The following is a 22,232-nucleotide window of genomic DNA, read 5'->3' as shown; positions in this document are numbered from 1 at the left end:
TAAGTAAAGAGCGTATTTTACGCACGCTCAGATGATATTGACCAGCCAAGATCGCGATATGACTCAATAGATTGGGGCCCATGATGCCTTGAGGTATATCGCTCGGCTTTCTGGCCCTCGCGGTTTCGCCACACTGAGAGCATTTACCAGAAAAGAGCCGATACTCGGCAATATCCATTGTCGGTTTGGGAATTTCATGAACCTGATGTCGATAAAAAGGTTTATCACTCATCTTAAGGTTCGTATCGCCACAACAAGAACAGGCACTATCTGGGTAACATTCAACAAAGGTATCAGATGGTTTTAATTCTGAGAGTTGTCGTTTGTGCCCTGAGTGACCTTGTGTAGCTCCTCTCGGATTGCGACCACTAGAGCTTTGAGCTTTTTTCTTTCAGCCCGCTCTTTAGGCCCATCGGATGATGGTGATTTGGATGAATTAGCGCTGCTAGTTTTGAGCTTGTCCTCATAGTGGCGCAACTGCTCCCAGAGCTCAACAATCAGCGCATTCGCTTCGTTGATATCTGAGGCTACGGGCGGCGAAGATGAGAATTTAGATTTTTTCTTTTTCATGCATTAAGCATGACGGTTAGAAATGATCACTCAATTAGGAATGTTGGATCAATTGCGTTAACTCACACTTTTTGTCAATGGACTGCTGGTGAACGCTTACACTATTTGCTTGTGTTTACAGTTAATAATAGGATTCTTTACAAATCTGTTTTTCCAGAGAACTCACAAAGGTCTTCTATGATACAGCTGCCACAACGTGGTTTGCGTGCTACACAAGTGTAGCGACCATGGAGGATTAACCAATGATGAACATCGAGTTTGAATTCTTTAGGCACAACTTTGAGTAGCTTCTCTTCCACTTGGTCAACGTTTTTCCCCATTGCAAGCTTGGTGCGGTTTGCAACGCGGAAGATATGAGTGTCGACAGCAATTGTTGGCCAGCCAAACGCGGTATTGAGAACGACGTTGGCGGTCTTTCGTCCCACCCCTGGCAGTGCTTCTAACGCTTCTCTATTTTCAGGTACTTCGCCGCCGTGCTGTTCGATTAAGATCTTACAAGTCTTGATAACATTTTCGGCTTTGGAGTTGAACAGACCGATGGTCTTAATGTACTCCTTGACGCCATCAACACCGAGATCGAGCAGCCCTTGTGGCGTGTTTGCAACCGGATAGAGCTTGTCTGTAGCTTTGTTGACACTGACATCCGTTGCTTGTGCTGATAACAGAACGGCAATTAAAAGCTCAAAAGGTGTGTTCCAGTTCAGCTCTGTTTGAGGGTTCGGGTTATCTTCCCTCAAGCGTTCCAGTATTAGTATTCGTTTCTCTTTGTTCATTTGAGGCTGCTTTCCAGTGTTTTATGCCACGCGAATAAAAGAATGCGCGGTTTTTTATTGGTTGGTTACACGAGCTCGTTCAATAGTCTGTTTTTGTTGTTTTGGCTGACGAGCTTGGACTTGTTTGTCGATGACGTTTTTCGCTGCGATCAGTAGTCCCACGCCGATGAAGGCACCCGGTGGTAACAGCGCCAGTAGGAAGCTGTTATCGAAGTGGAAAATTTCTATGCGCAAAGATGTTGCCCATTCACCCAATAGCAAATCTGCACCATCAAATAGAGTGCCGTTACCGATGATCTCACGCATAGCACCCAACACCACGAGTACACTCGTCATGCCTAAGCCCATCCAAAACCCATCTTGTGCAGAGGGTAGAACATCGTTTTTCGACGCAAAAGCTTCAGCGCGACCAATGATGATACAGTTGGTCACAATCAAAGGGATGAAGATGCCTAGTGATAGGTATAAACCGTAAGCATAGGCGTTCATCAACAACTGCACGCAAGTCACCAATGCGGCAATGATCATCACAAACACCGGAATACGTACCTCTTTAGGCACGTAATCACGGACTAATGATACGGTGACGTTTGAGCCAACCAGCACCAATAGCGTTGCGATTCCAAGTCCAAGTGCGTTGGTCACGGTAGAAGAGACCGCTAACAGTGGGCACAGACCAAGAAGTTGAACTAACGCAGGGTTGTTATCCCACATGCCGTTCTTAATCAGTGTTTTATGATCACTCATTGTTGCCTCCACATGTGAGTGGCTGAGCCAGTATTTGATCTCGGTGAGTATTGACGTACTCAGCCGTCTTTTTGACCGCTTTCACAACGGCTCGTGGTGTAATGGTTGCACCGGTAAACTGATCAAATTGACCGCCATCTTTGCGAACTTTCCAATCGGCTTGATTACTATCAGTCAAAGACTTACCCACAAACCCTAAAATCCAGTCGCTGATGCGTAGATCAATTTTATCACCAAGCCCGGGTGTTTCTTGATGGCTAAGAACACGAGTACCAGAAATCGTGCCATCTTGTTTGATACCGACGATGATTTTAATCGCTCCGTTATAGCCATCTGGTGCGATAGCTTCAATTGCCATGGCGGAAGGTTGACCATTTAGTGTCGCCATGTACACAGGCATGTCAGCATCAGTGCCCAGAAGTGGGCTATTGACCAGAGTACAGGCCTTATAGAGCTCATTATCGTGCAGATCGTGAGGGATCACCTGATTGAGTACTGATAGCAATTGTTTCTGTTGCTGCAAGTTGATCTGATCTTTAGTCAGATAGTTTGTCAGTGCCACCACACCTGTAGAAGCGCAGGCAAAAATAGCCAGTACGGCACCATTTTTTCGAATAGCGTTTAACATGACGTAACCTTAATGCCCATAAGTTCTTGGTTTGGTGTAGTAATCAATCAGAGGTACACACATGTTGCCAAGCAGTACAGCGAACGCCACACCATCAGGGAATCCACCCCAACTGCGAATAATAAACACCATAGCACCGATAAAAGCACCGAAGATGAGACGCCCCTTAACTGTTGTAGACGCTGAAACGGGATCGGTTGCGATAAAGAAGGCGCCAACCATGGTTGCACCAGATAACAGATGTACGATAGGCGAAGCGGTTGTGCCAGGCATAAACAGCGCAAATAGGCTGCTGATTAGCGTTAAACCGATCAGAAAACCTACTGGGATGTGCCAATTAATGACTCTTAGTTTAATTAGCAATAGTCCACCAGCGAGATAGGCGAGGTTAACCCACTCCCAACCAATGCCAGCCAGACCACTAAATTGAGGTTGACTCAAAGCTTCGCTGCTCGTGTGGCCAGCTAAAAGTGAAGTTTTAAAGGCATCAAGTGGCGTCGCCATGGTAATACCATCAATGCCACTACGAATTTGCTGCAGCGACAGCCCTTCTAAATTTAGGCCTGTAAAAATCAGCGATAATGCATCACCACTGGAGATCGGTGTGGCTTGTAACTCGGCTGGAGAGATCCAACTGGTCATCTGTACTGGGAATGAAATCAGCAGTACAACGTAAGCAACCATAGCTGGGTTAAACAGGTTTTGACCGATACCACCGTACAAATGTTTTGCAATGATGATGGCAAAGATAAGGCCAATAGTAATCACCCACCAAGGAGACAAAGGTGGAATCGCGATGGCTAATAGCCAAGCCGTGACTAACGCACTGTTGTCTCTCAAGGCAGACATAGGATGGCGCTTTCGAGCGACCATCACCAAGGCTTCTAACGATAAACCAATCACAATTGCCATCATCAATTGGATGATGGTTCCCCAACCAAAGAAGTAGGTTTGGGCAGCCAAACCGGGTAGGGCGCAAAGCGCGACCCATTTCATAAGATCAGGAGTGCTTCTACGACTGTGCGCATGGGGTGAGCTGGCAATAAAAAAGGCCACTACTCTTTCTCCTCAAATTGTTTTTGTTGTTCTTGCTGTGCTTTACGAGCTTTAGCTCGGGCAATAGCCGCGGCAACCGCTGCCTTCTTAGGATCTTGCTCGGTTGTCGTGCTTTCCTGAGATGGTTCCGGAGGTGTTTCAGATGGTAGCTCAGTCTCAGCACTATTTTGCTGCGCCTTACGTGCTTTAGCGCGAGCGATAGCGGCCGCAACGGCGGCTTTCTTCGCATCGCCAGCATCAGCAGATTCATCTTGTGCAGGTTTGTCAGCTTCGCCGTTGTCTTGCTGCGCCTTACGTGCTTTAGCACGAGCGATCGCCGCAGCAACGGCATCCTTTTTATCTTCTGATGCGCCCTCGACGTGTTGCGATTTCTCAGCTTTGCGTTCGCGGGCTTGACGTTTACGCTCTTCACGCAGTTTTGCCATTTCGCTGTTGTCTGGCTCAGATTTACCTTGTTGTTGGGCGGCAGCTTGCTTAGCTTTCGCTTTGGCAATGGCAGCGGCAACAGCAGGTTTGACCGCTTGACCTTCTTCAGCGTCAGCAGATTTCTGAGCTTTTACGCGAGCAATGGCCGCCGCAATGGCATCATCTTCGCCGCTGTTTTTCATCTCTTTACGACGATCTTCAGTCGCTTTCTTGAAGCGATTTTCACGTTGAGCTTTGTCTCTTTCAAGACGAGCCTTCTTCTCTTCAAAGCGAATTCTGGCGCGTTCGGCTGCTTCAGATTCTTCTTTGCGAGTACGAATTTCGGCTTTAGCTTGGCGGTAATATTGAACCAGAGGTATTTCACTTGGGCAGACAAAAGCACAAGCACCACATTCAATACAATCCTTAATATTTTGCTCTTCACACTTGTCGTACTCTTCCGCCTTGGCGTGCCAGACCAATTGCTGAGGAAGAAGTGAGGCAGGACAAGCTTCCGCACACTGACCACAACGAATACACGCCATCTCATATTGATTTGGCGAAATTTCTTTGCGCGTTGGTGCCAGAATACAGTTCGATGTCTTAGTGATAGGAACCTGTGCATGAGGCAAGGTAAAGCCCATCATCGGTCCACCCATGATCAGGCGTGGCAGCTTCTTATCAGCTTTGTAGCCAAATTCATCTAACAAAGCCTGAACTGGCGTTCCGATCAAAGCCCAGACGTTTCTAGGCTGCTTGAAGGTATCACCAGTTAACGTCACTACACGCTCAACCAATGCTTCACCATCACAAACGGCTCGTTTGATAGCCTGAAGTGAACCTACGTTTTGTACCAAGATACCGATATCTGCTGGGATACCGCCATTAGGAACTTCTTTATTGGTCAGAATCTTGATTAACTGTTTCTCACCACCAGAAGGGTATTTGGTCGGAATAACACGGATGACAATATCTTTATCTTCGGCGGCTTGCTGAAGGGCCTCAACCGCTTGTGGTTTATTATCCTCAATCCCGATCACGGTCAGTGTTGGCTTTAGAATATGTTCAACAATTTCAATGCCTTTGATGATTTCATCTGCATGCTCACGCATCAGTACATCATCGGCGGTAATGTAAGGTTCACATTCAGCGGCATTGATGATTAAGATTTCAGTACGAGCAAGTCCAGATTGAATTTTCTTAGCCGTCGGGAAACCTGCGCCACCCATGCCGGAAACACCCGCCTGACGGATCTTTTCAATCAGTTCATCTGGCGTTCGCTGAGCGAAATCAGGCCAAGCCTCGCGTTCTTGCCATTGGTCTGTGAAGTCCGGTTCGATAACGATACAAACTTCGCTTAAACCCGACGGATGCGCGGTGGTTCGTGGTTCAATCGCCACCACAGTACCTGAGGTTGGCGCGTGAACAGGTAACATAAAGCTGGAGTCATACTTGGTGAGTGGCTGCCCTTTGAGAACCTTAGCTCCAACCTCAACTGCAAGGTTGCCCGGCTTACCGATATGCTGTTTGATAGGCAGGATAATTTGTGCCGGAACAGATGCGCGACTCAGCGGCAGCGAGACCGATTGAGCTTTGTTTTCCGCTGGGTGCACACCACCAGGGAAGCTCCAAAGTGCACCTGATTTTATTTTTTCGATTAGTGACAACATGCCAGTCCTTAATTCACACTTTTCTGCGCTGGCGCAGAATCGGTAATATCAACAACAGGAATGGCGTCCATCTGCCACTTCCAGCTCGCTGTAGTCGTTTCTACAGGGATCATTTCAATACAGTCAGTTGGGCACGGTGCGACACAAAGGTCACAGCCAGTGCATTCATCCTTAATGACTGTGTGCAGCGCTTTTGTGCCGCCGACAATCGCGTCAACAGGGCACGCCTGAATACACTTAGTACAGCCGATACACATATCTTCATGGATAAAGGCGACGGTTTTTACCGCATTCTCAAGGTCATGAGCAGAATCTGTCGCTTCCACCCCCATTAAATCAGCCAGTTTTTCTATTGTCGCTTGGCCGCCTGGAGGACATTTGTTGATGTCATCACCATTGGCAATGGCTTCCGCGTAAGGGCGACAACCAGGATAACCACACTGACCACACTGGGTTTGAGGGAGAATGCTATCGATTTGATCGACAATAGGATCGGCTTCTACTTTGAAGCGAATCGAAGCAAAACCAAGCACGGCACCAAATACCGCCGCCAGCACAGCAATGGCTATAATCGCGATTAATATTGAGCTCATTACAACTTCACCAAACCTGTAAAGCCCATGAAGGCAAGCGACATCAGTCCTGCGGTAATCATTGCAATCGAGGCACCTTTAAAAGGCATAGGTACATCGGCCGCTGCAATTCGCTCACGCATAGAGGCAAACAAAATCAGAACCAGTGAGAAACCAACCGCAGCACCAAAGCCGTAAATGATCGATTCAATAAAGTTGTGGTTTTCATTGATGTTTAACAGAGCGACACCTAACACTGCACAGTTGGTGGTGATTAGGGGTAAAAAGATACCAAGCAGGCGATAAAGTGTTGGGCTGGTTTTGTGCACCACCATCTCTGTGAACTGCACAACGACTGCAATAACCAGAATGAAACTCATGGTTCTTAGGTATTGAAGATTGAGCGGATCAAGGATGTAGCTCTCCACGAGATACGCACACACTGACGCTAAGGTTAAAACGAACGTAGTCGCTAACCCCATTCCAATTGCTGTTTCTAGCTTTTTCGACACGCCCATGAATGGACATAAACCCAGAAACTTCACCAGTACAAAGTTGTTGACCAGCACAGTGCCAACCAACAACAAAAGATATTCGGTCATAATTATATAGTGTTGAAATTCCGATCCCGACATTATCCTGCTTTGCTCGTCCAATAACAACCAACGAAAGATAAGGTTTTCTATTGTTGAGTAAAAATTATACGGGATATTGAATCATTTGTGGGTAAATTGCTGGCGTAAAGGCAAAAAATCGAGTTTACAGAGTGATTAGGGGAGGGGGTGCCTCTAAGTCGAAACGTTGGTCGTTTTGTTGACTAATCAGTTCATGAAAACTCGCTGAGCTTACCCCGTTTTCATGATTATATTGCTGGCATTGATCAACTAATGAATGCAAGGTTAACCACTGCTGTTTAATCTGTTTTGCCAGTTGAGCGGGCAGAACCTTAAACAGCCGTTCAATACCTTGTTGATCGGCGGTCAGACCAAGTGTTTTCATGGCCTGACTCCGTATATTTGCATGATGCTCTAACTGTTTAAGCAGTGGCGCTTGCTGATCAATGTTGTATTGCAAGCTGGTCGCATCGAAGGTCAGATACACATTGTAAACCTCCCCTAATGAGCGACTTTCTTGTTTTTATACTGAATGAGTGAATTAAGGCTCTGAGATACAGGATACGTAGAACGTGACACTTGGGTTTATGCTGATGATGATACCAGAGTTAAGATCTACTTCGTAATAAAGAGATCCGTCAGGCGTAATTGACCAGTAACTTTGGTAGGTCGGCCAACCATGCGCAGTAAACATGTTACCAAATCTATCAAACAGCTCCACTTTTAACTCGTCTTTTGTTGCTAGGCGCCAGTTAGTACGCCCACCGATACTATAGGTGTTATAGTTAACACATAGAGCGTTGGCGTTAGCCCAGTTGAATTGATAGAAATCACCTGTGGGGCCGTAACTCCCATTTTCAGTATAAGTTCCATTAGTTATGCCACCTACATTAATACTGTCTAAATAAGCTACAGATGGGGAGTTGGTAAACAATTTTCCATTACCGACATCGAAAATATCAATACATGCACCAGCTAGATCACACACATTGACATTCACCGTATTACTTATAACGCCACCTTTCATGGCAGTGACCGCGGTACTACCTTTAGCGATACCGGTTAATAAACCTGAAGCTGAAATTGATGCGATGGTTGGATCTCCAACTATCGCCCATGTCACAGAATCACTTATATCAAATTCAGTTCCATCGTCAAATTTGGCCAGAGCCACTAACTGTTTCGTGCGTCCTTTTAACACCGAAATAGGTGAAGGAGTTACTGAAATCTCTATCACTGTCGCGTCGACTGACGGCTGAGGTAACGAATTGAATGCCCCCTCAGAATTACAGCCAACCAACAATGTCAAGCCCACTAGGGTAAAAAAAATATTAAAAAACTGAATCATAATTTCCGTTAAATTTTAAAATTGGTGATAGTAATTTCAACTCTGCGGTTTTTGGCTCTCCCATCTTCTGTATTGTTGTCAGCAATAGGTCGAGATTCCCCTTCTCCTTGCCATTCAAGTTGTGTCGGTGCTACTCCCAATTCAATCAGTTTACTGACGGATGTTTGTGCACGATATTCAGAGAGTTTTTGATTGTAAGATGCTGAGCCTGTCGAGTCAGTGTGTCCAACCACAACAGCTTTAGCGTTAGAATTAAAGTGATAGTGCCCCCCAACCTCGCCGAGAGGAGAAAAACCAGAGGCCTCGAGCTTATCAGATAAGTTGATTGTTTTTTCCATATCCCAATAAGCAACGCCTAGTCGACCATATAAGCTCAAATTGTCTTGTAGATACCAATCGTAACGCAGGGCACTTTCTATTAACCAAGTTTTTACGTCAACTGATGTGGCAGTAGCTTTTAATTTCTCATGATGTTGATAGCCGACATCCCAACTCCAAGATGGAGTAAACTGCAATCCACCATATACACCAACGATTGTTCCTTCTGGATTTGATTGATTGTAAGTATCGTCTAGAGCCCATTGGTATCCGCCCTTTAGCCCAATAAAAAACCGAGGAGACTCATCCGTAGCCAATGCAGGAACACTTAACGTACTTGCGAGTAATATCACATTTTTCATAGCTTTTATAATTTAAATGGTAATTAACCGTAATGTTAACGCTATTATATAGAAATATCATGACGTTTAATGAAAACACAGATTATTCCTACGCGCGATGTTGGCGAGTTCGGCTATAAGTTATTTAAATTATAAGGTTGAGGTTTAAACATAGGCTTTGATGCGTAAGTCAATGCAACTAGGGGGCTTAGGCGTCAATATAGGTCAGGCTGGAGGTTGATAAGCGTTATACCGCCGTGTGAGGGCGGTATTAGCAATCTAAGCGCAGCACTTCTTGTATTTTTTGCCACTACCACAACTACAAGGGTCGTTTCTGTTTGTTTTTTTTCGAAAACTGTTGTTTTTGCCTTGTTCAGGAGCGTATCTAGCTCGATCGTATTTTCCTCTTGGCTTTCATCTACAGTGATGTTAGCGACAATCGAATGCTCCTGAGTGATGGTCTCGATTTCTTGTTTGCGTAACTCTGTCGGAACAACGATATTGATCGGTGCTTCTTCAGTACCTGCTTTGATGGCACGATTAACGTTGTAGCCTGACAGTACGTGATTTTGTCGAGTTTCGATTCGACCTTTAAAAAACAGCTTAGACATGCAGATACTCTTTACTTGGTATGTAAGAAATTGAGCAGGGATTATACGTATCGTATTAAAATGATAAATCTGATATTAAACGGATTTTATAAGACTGGAATCGAGTCAACGAATTTGCCCTTCCAATCTGATTTAGAGGAAGTAGATTGCTAGAATTGCCAGCCTTGAGAACAAATGAATGTAACCCCTTGTATTTTTGACGTTATGAAATCCAGTAATTTTACAGTGGCGGTCTCTAGTGTAACGGGAACTCAATTCCTAAACCTATCGCCGCAAACTATTCGTCGCATCAAACTCAGCCTATTATTCGCTGCGCTGGTGTTTGGCGCTCTGGTCACTGTACTGGTGATACAACTAACTAATGCTGCAGACTCTCAATATCAAGCGCAGCAGCTGGCAGATAAAACCCAGCGGCTTGAGCAGCAATTGGCTGCTAAAGAGCAACAATTGAAACAACAGCTTCAAGATGCTGAGTCGCTCAAGAAAGAGCTGGTGTATGTCGAGCAGAAACTGAGTGGAATAGAGAAAGCGATGTCACTGCCGGATGAAGAGTTAGAATTGCGTGAGCGCGCGGATCTCGCCGCACTCAGCACCGCTGCTCGTCACCAGATATTGCAATTAATTCCCAGCGGCAAGCCAGTCAAAATTGGTTACCTGTCGTCTAAATTTGGCACGCGTACTCATCCAGTGAAAAAGACGCGTTCTATGCACCGTGGTATAGATTATGCCGTCAACATTGGTACGCCAATTTACGCACCTGCTGATGGTGTTGTTGAGTTGACACGCAAGAGTAATCAGGGCTCAGGTAACTTTCTGCGCATCATTCACTCATTTGGTTTTACGTCATCGTATTCCCACTTAAAAGCTTTCAAAGTGAAGCCTGGAGAATACGTTAAAAAAGGCGACCTGATTGGTTTGTCTGGAAATACTGGCCTGTCGACGGGCTACCATCTCCATTATGAGATCCGTATGGTAGGACGCGCCCTTGACCCACTGCCATTTACTCAATGGGATATGAATAACTTTGCCGCGATTTTTGAATCGAATAAGGACATAGAATGGGATTATTTAGTAAACAAAATAGAGAATCGAATCGCCACCTCACACAGACTGTCATCGCTGACGGAGCCGACATCAGCGGAGAACTCAAACTTACTTGTAATATCCAAATAGATGGCCGAGTCACAGGCAGTATTGAGACAGACCAAACCGTGACTATCAGCGCAACTGGTTCGGTTGAAGGTTCAGTGAAAGCGGATCGTTTGGTCGTTAATGGCCATTTTCGTGGCAAAGTGTACACCAAGAGTGTTGAGATACTGGGTGACGGTCGCCTAGAAGGTGAGGTTTCTGCGGGAGAGTTTACGATTCAAAAAGGCGGTGTATTCCTAGGTAACTCGAAAAACGTTACCGCAGAAGAAGTGGTCACCATTGATTCGGTAAAAAAGATTAACACCAGCCAAGCTAGTAAAGACAAACGCAACGATAACAAAGAAGCTGTCGGCCAGTGTGCTTGATTGCGCCAAAAGCAAAAGTTGTTATGGCGCATACCAATACCCCGCAGCGATAATCATGAGTTCATGATATAGATAACGACAAAACAAATAGGTGATGTACTAAGAGGGATGAGTATGTTGGAAAAGGTAATTTCTTGGTTGGAAATGACACTTTTTACCTTTAACGATCAACCCGTGACACTATGGGCTATTCTGGCGGTACCCACTTGGGTTGTGGTCAGCTTATGGGTCTCTAAGTTACTCATAAAAGGCGTTCGCGTAAAACTAACATCATCGGGTAAGGACCCAAATATAGTGCACTTAATCGAGCGAGTGCTCTTTGTTTTCGCACTTGGTGTTATTTTCCTTACCACGTTATCAATGCTGAACATTCCTATCACCGCATTTGCCTTTCTTTCCGGTGCTATAGCGATTGGATTTGGTTTTGGTGCGCAGAATATCATTAACAACTTTATCAGTGGTTGGATATTGATAGGTGAAAAACCGATTCGTATTGGTGACTTTCTGGAGGTTGAAGGGGCAAAAGGAACGGTGGAACAAATTAACACTCGCTCGACACGAATTCGACGTGTTGATGGGGTTCATATGCTGATTCCTAACAGTAAACTGCTTGAAAATACGGTGATTAACTGGACTCTGAGGGATAAATTGGTAAGAGGTTCAGTCATTGTTGGAGTGGCGTACGGAAGTGATGTTCGGTTAGTTGAGAAGTTAATGCGTGATATTACCATCAACCAACCCAAAGTACTTTCAACCCCTGAAGTTGCGGTTTTTTTCCAGGATTTTGGAGACAACGCATTAGTCTTTGAAACGTTTTTCTGGATTAACTCACAGGTAGAAGGCGAGGTTCGGGCAGTAACCAGCGATATTCGTTTTGAGATTGACGCTATGTTCAAACAGCACGACATAACAATCGCTTACCCACAACGTGATATACATCTAGATGGTGCCCTCACCATCGTTAGAGAGTCGAAAAAAGCCTAAACGGAGTTGACGCCAAAAGAGTTACCATGCTCTTTTGGCGTTTTTTAATCGTATTGATAGCAATGATCGCTATGGTTAATCCGTAGGCTTTGCTATCGTGCTTTAGGTTGCCTACTTGGTGATAAGCAATAAATCACATGGCGGGTTGGCTATCAGAACATCCACGGTGCTACCAGACCAATAGCGAGACAACGCGGTCCGTTTACACGCCCCCATTGCCAAAATAGAAGCGTCGATTGAGATTGCCGCATTAGGCAACCCTTCTTCTGGGTTCGCTTCAATCAGTCGCAAAGGAAGCTGATAAAACTTATTGAGATTGAGAAATTCTTGTATCGCTAGCTTTTGGTTGGAGAGAATCTCTTTTGAGTAACGATATAGATAAGGTGCGACATACTGACAATAGACGAGGGTGGTACTGGCGTTGAGTCTAGAGCCAATATCTATACTGCGGTTGATAATCGCTTTATCAATTTCGGCGTTTTTGTCCCCACGATGAAGTGGGTCAATAGCGGTGGCGAGCTTCAATTTCTGTGACCATTTTTTTTCGGTCAGCAGTAGTATGTCGTTACTTTGACTAGAGAGCTTTCTAAGTATCTGTGGTGCCAGTACGCCTTTGGCGTAATCAATAAGAAACAGATCGTTGTATCCCTGACATTGGTGAGTGAGTTGCTTCTCCCAGTTACTGCCCGAAAGTAGTTCGAAATTTACTTCGAGTGCGGCCAGTTCATACTCTGCTCGAATCTCTTCGATTTGCTCTAAGACAGAATCACACCACTGCATAAAGTAATCATCGTAACGAACAGAACTTTCTTCAGAGTGAAGGAGAAAGTCTAGAAAGGTGTGCTCCTCACTGCGCCTGTAGTCTTCAGCGTAGATACGCAAGGACTTGTTGGATGCCAGAGCAAAAAGAACCGCTTTCTTTAACACCCGACGTGATGGTTTGGCACTGACCTTGGTCAGTAGGTAGACTGCATTCATTTCAATATCCATTTGCGATTAAATGCGACAATAAGTCTTTGTATAGAAGGGATTTAATCCTGTAACTAAGCTTAGTCAAGTTTTAATTGGTACACCAATAGAAATATTGGTGACCAGCCGATAGATATCATACTTCACCTAGCCTCATGACCTCGACCAATAGCAAAGCATGTTTTCCGCTAACGATAGGGGAAGATATAGAAACGTTTAATATTGGCTAGATTCGCTTTAGCCAGTCGGCAAGGAACGAAGCTTACCTTCTACCTCCTTTTAAGACCAATTCTAACTCAACGAATGGTGCATCCAGTTTCGAATGCTTCAGTAAAAGTTGTGCCACTCTAAAATTCTCCATTATGGCTTTGGAGCAAAGTTGCAGTCGTTTTCAAAGTTATACTTTGAAATACATTCCTTGCTCGATATCCCTCATTCCATTATTGTGAATTTCGATGTGTAATGTCGAAATAATCACGAACACATCTTATTGATTATGCTACGTTATGCTCATTGTTAGACGATAGGCATATTCAGCGTGACCATACACACTCTTCAAGAACGGCATCGATTTTTAGAAATGCTTGCCGTGTGGCAAGGCTATGTTCGTAACAAAGATCTGGTCGATCAGTTTTCGATTACCCGCCAACAAGCCTATCAGGATATCCGAGCCTACCAAGAGCAACATCCTGAACGGTTAAAGAAGATGGTGTCTGGTCCTTATCAATTTAGCGCGCAATATCTCTTTGAAGCCCCCAAACACTCGCTTGAGCATTATTTGCAGTGGTTCAGTACGGGTCAGTTTTATGCACCTCAGTCATCATTCAATGCCGCACTGGGTGAGCACAGCTCCGTTCCACAGCGTTATGTTGCACCACAGGTGATTGCAGCGCTAACGGCAGCGATTCGTCAACAAAAACGCCTTGAGCTTGGCTATGTGTCACTGTCCAATCCCGAATGGGAAGGGCGAATTTTCCACCCCCATACCTTGGTTAAAACTGGTTTGCGTTGGCATGTTCGTGGCTACTGTGAAAAATCGCAGGACTATCGCGATTTGGTCTTAAGCCGCTGCCGCGGTGATGTTGAGTTACTCGATGCTTCAGATCACACCAAAGAAGATGATCGGGTTTGGAATACGCAGGTGGGGTTAATTTTCGCCCCTGATCCACGCTTAAATGACGAGCAAAAAGAAGTCATCTCCCACGATTACCAAATGGAAAACGGACAACTGCGTATAACCACACGTGCCGCATTGGTTGATTACCTACTCAAAGAGATGCAAGTCAAAACCCACTATCTCGAAGGCACGCCAGAAGCCCAACAACTGATTTTGGTTAACCCACGTGACGTCAAACCCTGGTTATTTGAACGTTAAAACTCAGCCAAGTCACGCTTAGGTAAAGTTACTTTACCTGAATAAATGTGCAGGATTGAGCTTTAGCAACAATCACATAAAGTGTATGCATAACCGTGAAACATGGAGCAAGTTATGGACGATCTCTCACCCTCCGATCTTAAAGTCATCCTACACTCAAAGCGCGCCAATATGTATTACTTGGAATATTGCCGTGTGATGCAAAAAGATGGCCGCGTGCTCTATTTGACCGAAGCCGACAAAGAAAACCTCTACTTCAATATTCCGATTGCTAATACCACCGTACTCATGCTCGGCAACGGCACCTCCATTACTCAAGCCGCAATGCGCATGCTCTCACAGGCCGGCGTATTGGTCGGATTTTGTGGCGGCGGCGGTACGCCACTGCACATGGCTTGCGAGGTGGAATGGTTCACGCCACAGAGCGAGTATCGCCCAACAGAATACTTACAAGGCTGGCTCTCATTCTGGTTTGATGATGAAAAGCGCTTGGCCGCCGCCAAACAATTTCAAAACGCACGGATTGATTATTTGCAGCGTGTTTGGCGCGCCGATCGAGAATTAACCCATGAGAAATTTAATCTACAAGATGAAGTCATCAAGCAATCCCTTGATACCTTTTACCAACGTACTGAAGCCGCGAGTAAACCAGCCGATCTGCTCCTCACTGAAGCGCAACTCACCAAAGCTCTGTACAAGTACGCCGCCAATAACACAGGCAAAGAAGGCTTTACGCGTCAGCATCAGCCGGATAAAAAATGCACCGACAAAGCCAACGATTTTCTCAATCACGGCAACTATTTAGCCTACGGGCTTGCGGCAAGCTGCCTGTGGGTGCTGGGCATTCCGCACGGCTTTGCCGTCATGCATGGCAAAACCCGCCGTGGTGCTTTGGTATTTGATGTCGCCGACTTAATCAAAGATGCGATTGTGCTGCCGTGGGCGTTTGTTTGCGCCAAAGAGAACGCCAGCGAACAAGAGTTTCGCCAACAAATTCTGCAAGCCTTCATCGAACACAAAGCGCTCGACTTCATGTTCGACACAGTGAAACACGTCGCACTGCAAGGCAAAGAGGAAGAAGAGCGCGAGGCACATCAATTATGATGGTCACCTTTGTTAGCCAATGCGAGAAAAACGCCCTCAAGAAAACCCGCCGTGTACTGGATGCCTTCGCCAACCGCATTGGCGATAACACCTGGCAAACCCTCATCACCGAAGAAGGGTTACTCACGGTGAAAAAAATGCTGCGCCAAACCGCCAGCCGCAGTACCGCAGTCAGTTGCCACTGGATCCGCTCCCGCTCGCGCAGCCAGTTGTTATGGGTGGTGGGTAACAAGAAGAAATTTAATAGTGAGGGTGTAGTGCCAGTAAATTACACAGAAAAAGATTTGCTTAACTCGGATTATGAAAGTGACTGGAAATATCTACCGCTTATCAAAGGGTTGGCTGGGATGGCCGCTTTACTTCATGATTGGGGTAAAGCCTCTTTACTTTTTCAGGAAAAGTTAAATCCAGAAATTAAAACCAAGCATAAAGGTGACCCGCTACGCCATGAGTGGGTATCTTGTCTGCTCTTTCAACAATGGGTTACTCATCAAACTCATGAGCGTCTTGATGAGGTTTGGCTAAATTCACTGATTGATAAAGGCATAGATGAAACTTGCTTTAATGCTAATGCATTGCCTAAAGAAAAGGCGCTTGCCGAATTGCCGACCGTGGCTGCGCTGATTGCTTGGTTGATTGTTTCTCATCACCGATTACCTTTGCCAAAAGAAGAAGCGCTATGTAATAACCTGCGAGAAGTGGGTCACGCTTCTTTAGAGGAATTGTTGGCCAGAATTACCCCAGCATGGGGCTATGAAAACCGCTTTGATAATTACAATGCGCTGCTGCCGAAATGTGTTGAATTTCCGTTAGGGCTGCTCTCCAATTCCTCTATTTGGCTTGCTGAGCTAAAACGCCGCGCAAAGGATCTATTGCATCATCTGCCTTTACTCGATCAGGCAATCAATGATGGTAGTTGGCGGGGTATTTTACATCATGCCCGATTGTGCCTGATGCTGGGTGATCACTATTACTCTTCACAACCCAATGATCATCAATGGAAAACGTCGATAGAGCTGTACGCTAACACCGAACCCACCACCAAAGCACGTAAACAAAAGCTGGATGAGCACTTAGTGAATGTCGCTAAAGTCGCGGTGAACACAGTGAAGTTACTGCCGTTTTTTGAAACCGAGCCGCTCAAAGCCACCGAGCTCAGCGAGCTTGCACCTAAGGCCAACACGCCTAAAGCATTCCGTTGGCAAGACAAAGCGGTACGCAAAATCAATGAGTGGCGTGAACACACGGAAGATAAAAGCCAAGGCTATTTTGTGGTGAACATGGCCAGTACCGGTTGTGGCAAAACCATCGCCAATGCCAAAATTATGCAGGCGTTATCTGAAGAGGGTGAAAGTCTGCGTTTTATTCTGGCACTTGGCCTGCGTACACTCACTTTGCAAACCGGAGACGAATATAAAGAAAGACTCAAACTGAAAGAGAGCGATTTAGCAGTGCTGATTGGCTCTAAAGCCATTTCGGAGTTGCATAAATCGGGTAAAGCGGCTGAAAAAGACGACATTGAACCTGAACAAGCGGATGCTGGTTCTGAGTCTTTGGAGAGTCTTCAAGATGAAAACGATATTCTAGATTGGCAAGGTGTGCTGCCTGAAGAAGAGCTCACGACCGTTTTAACCAAAGAAAAAGATCGAAAACTTCTGTATGCCCCTGTACTGGTATGCACCATCGATCACATCATGGCCGCGACTGAAACCAAGCGTGGTGGGCGCTATATTCTGCCCTGTTTGCGTTTAATGTCATCAGACTTGGTGATTGATGAAATTGACGACTTCACAGGCGATGATCTAATTGCGATTGGCCGATTAGTGCATTTGGCAGGCATGCTGGGGCGCAAAGTGATGATTTCCTCTGCCACTATACCGCCGGATTTAGCATTGGGTTTATACAATGCCTATCGTCAAGGATGGAAAGTCTTTGCTGCCAGCCGTGATCGAGTCAGCACTGTTAATTGTGTTTATGTCGATGAATTTAGAGCTGATGTTCAGATGGTGGGTAGCGATGATGCTGATTTAGCTGCTTATGAGGCTTTCCAGCAACGCTTTGTGTCTAAACGCGTGGATAAGCTAAAACAGCAGGTCGCGAAGAGAAAAGCCGATATCATTCAATGTATTAAACAGAATGATCAACCGCTAGAAAAACAGTATTTCGAGATAGTCAAACAAGCGGTTTTGGCCAAACACCAGCACAACAACACCTTAGAGCCAGAAAGCCAAACAAGGGTATCGTTTGGCGTGGTTCGTGTTGCCAATATTCAACCTTGCGTCGAATTAACCCAATATCTACTCAGCTGTGATTGGCCAGCCGATACCGAAGTGCGCTGCATGGCTTATCACAGTCAGCAAGTGATGTTACTGCGCCATGAGCAAGAAAAGCATTTGGATGAAGTACTCAAGCGCAAAGAGCAAGCGGGTGAACTGCCAAGTGCTTTTTCTCATCCCGTGATCCGCGAACACCTAGCGGCTTGCCAAGCAAAAAACCTGATTTTTATTTTGGTTGCCACCCCAGTTGAAGAAGTGGGGCGTGATCATGACTTTGACTGGGCGGTAATTGAACCCTCATCTTTCCGTTCGATTATTCAAATGGCAGGTCGGGTACGCAGGCATCGCGATGGCGAGATACAGGAGCCCAATATTGGCTTGTTGCAATACAACTTTAAAGGCTTTAAGGGCGGCGCTGAGCGAGTATTTAATCATCCCGGTTATGAAACAGACAGCGCTACTCAGCTTGCCACTCATGATTTATGTGAGTTGGTGGATGAAAAGTCGCTGTTGCAAGCGGTTAATGCCATTGTCCGTATTCAAAAGCGAGCAGTGCTAGAACCGCGCAACAACTTGGCAGATTTAGAGCACTTTGCCACCGCGAAAACCCTTGGCTCCGATCAAATTGGCAAACCACAGCAAGCCAATATCAGCCGTCAGGATCGATACAGCCGTAATCGTCGCAGTAGCTCGCCGCAGTCATGTTGGTATGAGCATCTGCATGGTCATATTCACGGCTACTGGTGGCTTACCGCATTGCCACAACACTTCAAACGCTTTCGTAAAAGTGAACCCACAGTGCAAATCTACTTAGTCAAAAAAGCGCGCAGTATTGAGTTTTGTTTGCGTGAAGAACAGGGCGGCTTACATCCGATTGAACGCACCTTGAATATTGAACATCGGCCGCTGGCACCAACGCAGCAACAGAAGCTTTGGCTACAGCGTGATTACAGTGAGTTAGTCAGTTTATACAGTCCAAGCCCTGAGCAGGAGTTCGCCACCTCAGTGCGCTATGGAGAACTCAGTTTTATCTACCGTGAAGGTAATCAGCAATACAGCTTCAACGACCAACTAGGGTTGGTTAAGGTTAAATAATGGAGGGGAGTCGTGTGTTAGATCCAGCAATAGCCGCCTTTTTTGCTGAGCGTAAAGAAGCATGGCTAAAGAAAAACACCAGTTCAGCAATGTCTGATACAGAAGTATTAGAAAAACAACAGGAGTGTGAGCAAAACTTTCTATTAGACAATTGGTTGCCTGATGCGGCGCGTAGAATATGTAGTAGGGCGTTAACTACTCATCCAAGTAAATTTAGCCATCCAAGTACAGGCGTTGGAAAAACAAATATTAAGGATGGCACATTTGTATCTCCTGTATTATTTGAAGGAAATCAACGTAATGATGGTTTTGTCAGATCTGGCAATGTGAGGCTTGATTTGACTGATTCAGTTGGAGATGCTGGCGCGTTGGCCGCTGAAGATTTCCTTAGCGTTACTCTTTCTGATGGTATGAGTGTTCTTAAACACATCGAGTCTGAGACTAAAGTAGCTAGAGCGCTTTTAGCAGTTAAAGGTGTTGACTATGAACAACTCCGGTCAAGCTTCTTAGCTATTAAAAGTACAAGTGAAGGAACATCTACGAACTCAAAAATCAAGCAGGTTTATTTTCCGGTCGCAGATCAGCAGTATCACTTACTTTCTTTATTGACGCATTCTGGGCACTTATTTGAGCTCCGACAACGACTTGATGCACTTCGATTTAGTAATGAAGCGAACGAGGCAAGAGAGTGTAAGAAAGCAAATCGGTTTCATCCCGTTGGTTATCAAGAAATATTTGATCTAACCACGATAGGATTTGGTGGAACCAAACCTGCAAATATAAGTGTGTTAAACAATAAATTTGCAGGTAAAGCACATTTACTGGCCTCTATTCCACCGGAGTTAACACTTCGCGATATTCGTCTGCCGAGAACGGATTTTTTCAAAGAGAGTTTTACCGCTTGGCAAGCCAAAGAGGTGCTTGAATCGCTGCATCGACTCTTTCTCACCGACTACAACAACATCAATCTCCGTGATGGGCGCGACTACCGCATTCAGCAATACGTTGATCTGGTGATTGAAAAAATGTGGCAAGTACGCCTGTTTCTTGAAGACTATTCCGGTGAATTATCGAGTGCGTTGCCTTTGGAGCAAAAAATCTGGCTCTATCCAGAGTTTGCAGAGCAGCGTCAGCAAGAGGATGAGTGGCTCGATAAAATCACTCGCCACATTGCCCGTGGCTTAATCAACCATTACACCCGCAGCAAAGTGATCTCCAATCCCGTCACATTGGCAGACCAAGAGCTGCTGGCGATAGAAAAGGTGGTTGCCAGCAATAAGGAGAACTTGCGATGAACGTATTGATTTTACCGCATTTAAAAATTCACAACGCCAATGCACTTTCAAGCCCCTTTACTATTGGCTTTCCGGCCATGACGGCATGGTTAGGCTTTGTGCATGCCTTAGAGCGCAAGCTCAGCCAAGCTAGGTTATCCGATCTCATGCTGCATAGTGCTGCGGTGGTGAGCCACCGTTGTGATGTACAGACTCATAAAGGCGAAGGTGACTTTGTTTATTCGATTATCGGTACGGGAAACCCTTTAGAGCCCAAGGCGGAGAAAGATAAACCTGATGGTAATGCTGTAAGACCATCATTTATCGAGGAAGCTCGCTGTCACTTGGATGTATCCCTCGTCATTGAGTGGAGTGGCAATGAGGAGCAACTTCAGCATCCAGAGTTTGCCCAGCAGTTGCAAGCAGTGATCGCGACGATGAAAGTTGCAGGAGGCGACGTTCTTTCTGTTGGGAAGCCCTCGATCAAATCTGTGATTACTGAAGAAAATACAGCCCAGGTTCTACGCCAATTAATGCCGGGTTATGTGCTGATTGAACGGCGCGATTTAATGATTGACGCCATGCAGCAAGGCGCTGACGCGATAGATGCGCTGCTTGGTTACCTCACCGTACACCACCATTGTGAACAGCTTGAAGACCAAAGTGTTGTTTGGCATAGCCAGCGCAAGACGAGTGGTTGGATTGTGCCGATTGCAACCGGATTTCAGGGCATTTCACCATTAGGTGAGGCAAAAAATCAGCGCGATCCATCAGTGCCTCATCGCTTTGCCGAAAGTGTTGTCACACTGGGCGAATTTGTCATGGCGCACAAAATCAAACATCTCGATGACATCCTTTGGCAATACCACCCCGATTTAGAAAACGATCTTTACCTTTGTCAGCAAGTTAACGCTATCAACGAACATCAATAAGGAACAAGCTCATGGCTAAAAATAACGACACTGCATCAGTACTCGCATTTGAAAAAAAACTTGTCCCATCTGATGGTTACCTCTTTGGATGCCAGTGGGAAACCAAAGAGCAAGCCACCCCATTAGCGCTGCAAGAAAAATCGGTACGTGGCACGATTTCTAATCGCTTCAATAAGAAAGACGTAGGTGATTTCACAAAAGATCCAGCTAAACTCGATGCAAAAGTTGAAAGTCCAAATTTGCAACGAGTGGATGCCTGTGCGTTGGGCCAGGATCAAGATACGTTAAAGCTACATTTCACACTCAAAGTATTAGGGGGGTTTGCCCAACCTTCGGCGTGTAACAATGCGCTGTTCAAACAGAGCTACAGTGCTGCGGTTTCACAGTACATTACCAAATATGGCTGTTTCGAATTGGCGAAACGCTATGCCACCAACCTTGCCAATGCCCGTTTTCTATGGCGCAACCGCGTTGGCGCAGAAGAGATTGAAGTGCAAGTCAGGGCATTAAACAATGGGGCAGAGCAGGCGTGGACTTTTAATTCTAAACAATTCAGTACTCGCCACTTTGATCATAACGATTCACACATCAATAGTTTGGCCGACAGAATTGCTCAGGCACTGGCCAGCGAAACGGACCATTTGATGCTGCAAATTGACTGCTACGCGAAGGTGGGTAAAGCCCAAGAAGTTTACCCAAGTGAAGAGTTAGTGCTCGATAAGGGCAACAGCAAAACCAAGAAAAGTAAAATCCTGTATGCGGTTAATGAGCATGCTGCGATGCACTCACAAAAAATTGGTAACGCAATGCGTTCCATTGATACTTGGTACCCAGATTACGCATCTGAGGAGAAAAGTGCAGGAGCCATTGCGATTGAACCCTATGGCGCTGTGACCAATTTAGGAAAGGCGTTCCGTACCCCGAAAGATAAGCAAGATTTTTACACTTTCTTTGATAAATGGGCGCGTGGTGAAAGCTTGCCTCGTGAAGAAGATGAGCATTACGTCATGGCGGTATTGGTGCGTGGTGGTGTTTTTGGTGAAAGTGACAAATAGG

General features: G+C 45.6%; 20 protein-coding genes and 3 pseudogenes. 9 read left to right on the top strand and 14 right to left on the bottom strand.

Annotation, left to right across the window (positions count from 1 at the left end):
• The 13 genes and pseudogenes from DA100_RS21450 to DA100_RS19345 all read right to left on the bottom strand — a co-directional run.
• Nucleotides 1–232, bottom strand: a pseudogene (locus DA100_RS21450) (IS66 family transposase); the annotation flags it as partial.
• A gap of 71 nt (nucleotides 233–303) precedes the next feature.
• A complete protein-coding gene (locus DA100_RS21445) occupies nucleotides 304–570 on the bottom strand; it encodes a DUF6444 domain-containing protein (protein ID WP_240800883.1) in 267 nt (88 codons plus the stop codon).
• Nucleotides 571–707: 137 nt separating this feature from the next.
• Nucleotides 708–1,343, bottom strand: a complete 636-nt coding sequence (gene nth, locus DA100_RS19395) for an endonuclease III (protein ID WP_138973629.1) — start codon at nucleotides 1,341–1,343, stop codon at nucleotides 708–710.
• Between the two features lie 54 nt (nucleotides 1,344–1,397).
• Nucleotides 1,398–2,090, bottom strand: coding sequence for an electron transport complex subunit E (locus tag DA100_RS19390; RefSeq protein ID WP_138973628.1), 693 nt, complete (start codon nucleotides 2,088–2,090; stop codon nucleotides 1,398–1,400).
• Nucleotides 2,083–2,718 carry an electron transport complex subunit RsxG gene (gene rsxG, locus DA100_RS19385; RefSeq protein ID WP_138973627.1) on the bottom strand — a complete coding sequence of 212 codons (636 nt, stop codon included), beginning with the start codon at nucleotides 2,716–2,718 and terminating at the stop codon, nucleotides 2,083–2,085. The genes DA100_RS19390 and rsxG overlap by 8 nt, the downstream gene beginning before the upstream one ends.
• Before the next feature lie 9 nt (nucleotides 2,719–2,727).
• Nucleotides 2,728–3,774, bottom strand: coding sequence for an electron transport complex subunit RsxD (rsxD, locus tag DA100_RS19380; protein ID WP_138973626.1), 1,047 nt, complete (start codon nucleotides 3,772–3,774; stop codon nucleotides 2,728–2,730).
• A 23-nt stretch (nucleotides 3,775–3,797) separates the two neighbouring features.
• Nucleotides 3,798–5,849, bottom strand: a pseudogene (gene rsxC / locus DA100_RS19375) (electron transport complex subunit RsxC); the annotation flags it as partial.
• A gap of 8 nt (nucleotides 5,850–5,857) precedes the next feature.
• The gene (gene rsxB, locus DA100_RS19370; protein ID WP_138973624.1) at nucleotides 5,858–6,442 is read right to left on the bottom strand and encodes an electron transport complex subunit RsxB; all 585 of its coding nucleotides are present in this window, start codon (nucleotides 6,440–6,442) and stop codon (nucleotides 5,858–5,860) included.
• Nucleotides 6,442–7,023: an electron transport complex subunit RsxA gene (rsxA, locus tag DA100_RS19365; protein WP_006878603.1), complete on the bottom strand. Its 582-nt coding sequence runs from the start codon at nucleotides 7,021–7,023 to the stop codon at nucleotides 6,442–6,444. Before rsxA ends, rsxB begins: the two co-directional genes overlap by 1 nt.
• Before the next feature lie 157 nt (nucleotides 7,024–7,180).
• On the bottom strand, nucleotides 7,181–7,522 hold the full coding sequence (gene flgN / locus DA100_RS19360) for a flagellar export chaperone FlgN (RefSeq protein WP_138973623.1): 342 nt from the start codon (nucleotides 7,520–7,522) through the stop codon (nucleotides 7,181–7,183).
• 54 nt (nucleotides 7,523–7,576) lie between these two features.
• Complete coding sequence (locus tag DA100_RS19355; protein ID WP_138973622.1) at nucleotides 7,577–8,383, bottom strand: Ig-like domain-containing protein; 807 nt, start codon at nucleotides 8,381–8,383, stop codon at nucleotides 7,577–7,579.
• Between the two features lie 8 nt (nucleotides 8,384–8,391).
• The gene (locus DA100_RS19350) at nucleotides 8,392–9,063 is read right to left on the bottom strand and encodes an OmpA family protein (protein ID WP_138973621.1); all 672 of its coding nucleotides are present in this window, start codon (nucleotides 9,061–9,063) and stop codon (nucleotides 8,392–8,394) included.
• A 258-nt stretch (nucleotides 9,064–9,321) separates the two neighbouring features.
• Nucleotides 9,322–9,653: pseudogene (locus DA100_RS19345) on the bottom strand (PBPRA1643 family SWIM/SEC-C metal-binding motif protein).
• A 174-nt stretch (nucleotides 9,654–9,827) separates the two neighbouring features.
• Here DA100_RS19345 and DA100_RS19340 point away from each other — a divergent pair.
• The 3 genes from DA100_RS19340 to DA100_RS19330 all read left to right on the top strand — a co-directional run bounded on the left by DA100_RS19340 (nucleotide 9,828) and on the right by DA100_RS19330 (nucleotide 12,151).
• Nucleotides 9,828–10,826: a M23 family metallopeptidase gene (locus DA100_RS19340; protein ID WP_240800969.1), complete on the top strand. Its 999-nt coding sequence runs from the start codon at nucleotides 9,828–9,830 to the stop codon at nucleotides 10,824–10,826.
• Entirely contained in the window at nucleotides 10,712–11,167 is a 456-nt protein-coding gene (locus DA100_RS19335) for a polymer-forming cytoskeletal protein (protein ID WP_138973620.1), read from the top strand. The genes DA100_RS19340 and DA100_RS19335 overlap by 115 nt, the downstream gene beginning before the upstream one ends.
• Before the next feature lie 114 nt (nucleotides 11,168–11,281).
• The gene (locus tag DA100_RS19330; protein ID WP_138973619.1) at nucleotides 11,282–12,151 is read left to right on the top strand and encodes a mechanosensitive ion channel domain-containing protein; all 870 of its coding nucleotides are present in this window, start codon (nucleotides 11,282–11,284) and stop codon (nucleotides 12,149–12,151) included.
• Between the two features lie 111 nt (nucleotides 12,152–12,262).
• Here the strand turns inward: DA100_RS19330 and DA100_RS19325 are convergent, their stop codons facing one another.
• Nucleotides 12,263–13,129: a universal stress protein gene (locus tag DA100_RS19325; RefSeq protein ID WP_240800967.1), complete on the bottom strand. Its 867-nt coding sequence runs from the start codon at nucleotides 13,127–13,129 to the stop codon at nucleotides 12,263–12,265.
• Between the two features lie 529 nt (nucleotides 13,130–13,658).
• On the opposite strand from DA100_RS19325, the gene DA100_RS19320 reads away from it, so the two are divergent.
• From DA100_RS19320 to csy3, 6 genes are all read left to right on the top strand, one after another.
• Entirely contained in the window at nucleotides 13,659–14,495 is an 837-nt protein-coding gene (locus DA100_RS19320) for a WYL domain-containing protein (protein WP_240800965.1), read from the top strand.
• A gap of 114 nt (nucleotides 14,496–14,609) precedes the next feature.
• Nucleotides 14,610–15,599, top strand: coding sequence for a type I-F CRISPR-associated endonuclease Cas1f (gene cas1f, locus DA100_RS19315; protein ID WP_138973617.1), 990 nt, complete (start codon nucleotides 14,610–14,612; stop codon nucleotides 15,597–15,599).
• Entirely contained in the window at nucleotides 15,596–18,970 is a 3,375-nt protein-coding gene (gene cas3f, locus DA100_RS19310) for a type I-F CRISPR-associated helicase Cas3f (RefSeq protein ID WP_138973616.1), read from the top strand. Before cas1f ends, cas3f begins: the two co-directional genes overlap by 4 nt.
• Nucleotides 18,970–20,265 (top strand): type I-F CRISPR-associated protein Csy1, encoded by a 1,296-nt coding sequence (locus DA100_RS19305; RefSeq protein WP_138973615.1) that lies wholly within the window; start codon nucleotides 18,970–18,972, stop codon nucleotides 20,263–20,265. Before cas3f ends, DA100_RS19305 begins: the two co-directional genes overlap by 1 nt.
• Complete coding sequence (gene csy2, locus DA100_RS19300; RefSeq protein ID WP_138973614.1) at nucleotides 20,262–21,176, top strand: type I-F CRISPR-associated protein Csy2; 915 nt, start codon at nucleotides 20,262–20,264, stop codon at nucleotides 21,174–21,176. Before DA100_RS19305 ends, csy2 begins: the two co-directional genes overlap by 4 nt.
• Nucleotides 21,177–21,187: 11 nt before the next feature.
• Nucleotides 21,188–22,231, top strand: a complete 1,044-nt coding sequence (csy3, locus tag DA100_RS19295; protein WP_138973613.1) for a type I-F CRISPR-associated protein Csy3 — start codon at nucleotides 21,188–21,190, stop codon at nucleotides 22,229–22,231.
• The last annotated feature ends 1 nt before the right edge of the window (nucleotide 22,232 follow it).

Source organism: Vibrio sp. Hep-1b-8, assembly GCF_006124995.1.
GTDB lineage: Bacteria > Pseudomonadota > Gammaproteobacteria > Enterobacterales > Vibrionaceae > Vibrio.
This window is presented reverse-complemented; position numbering and strand designations above follow the sequence as displayed.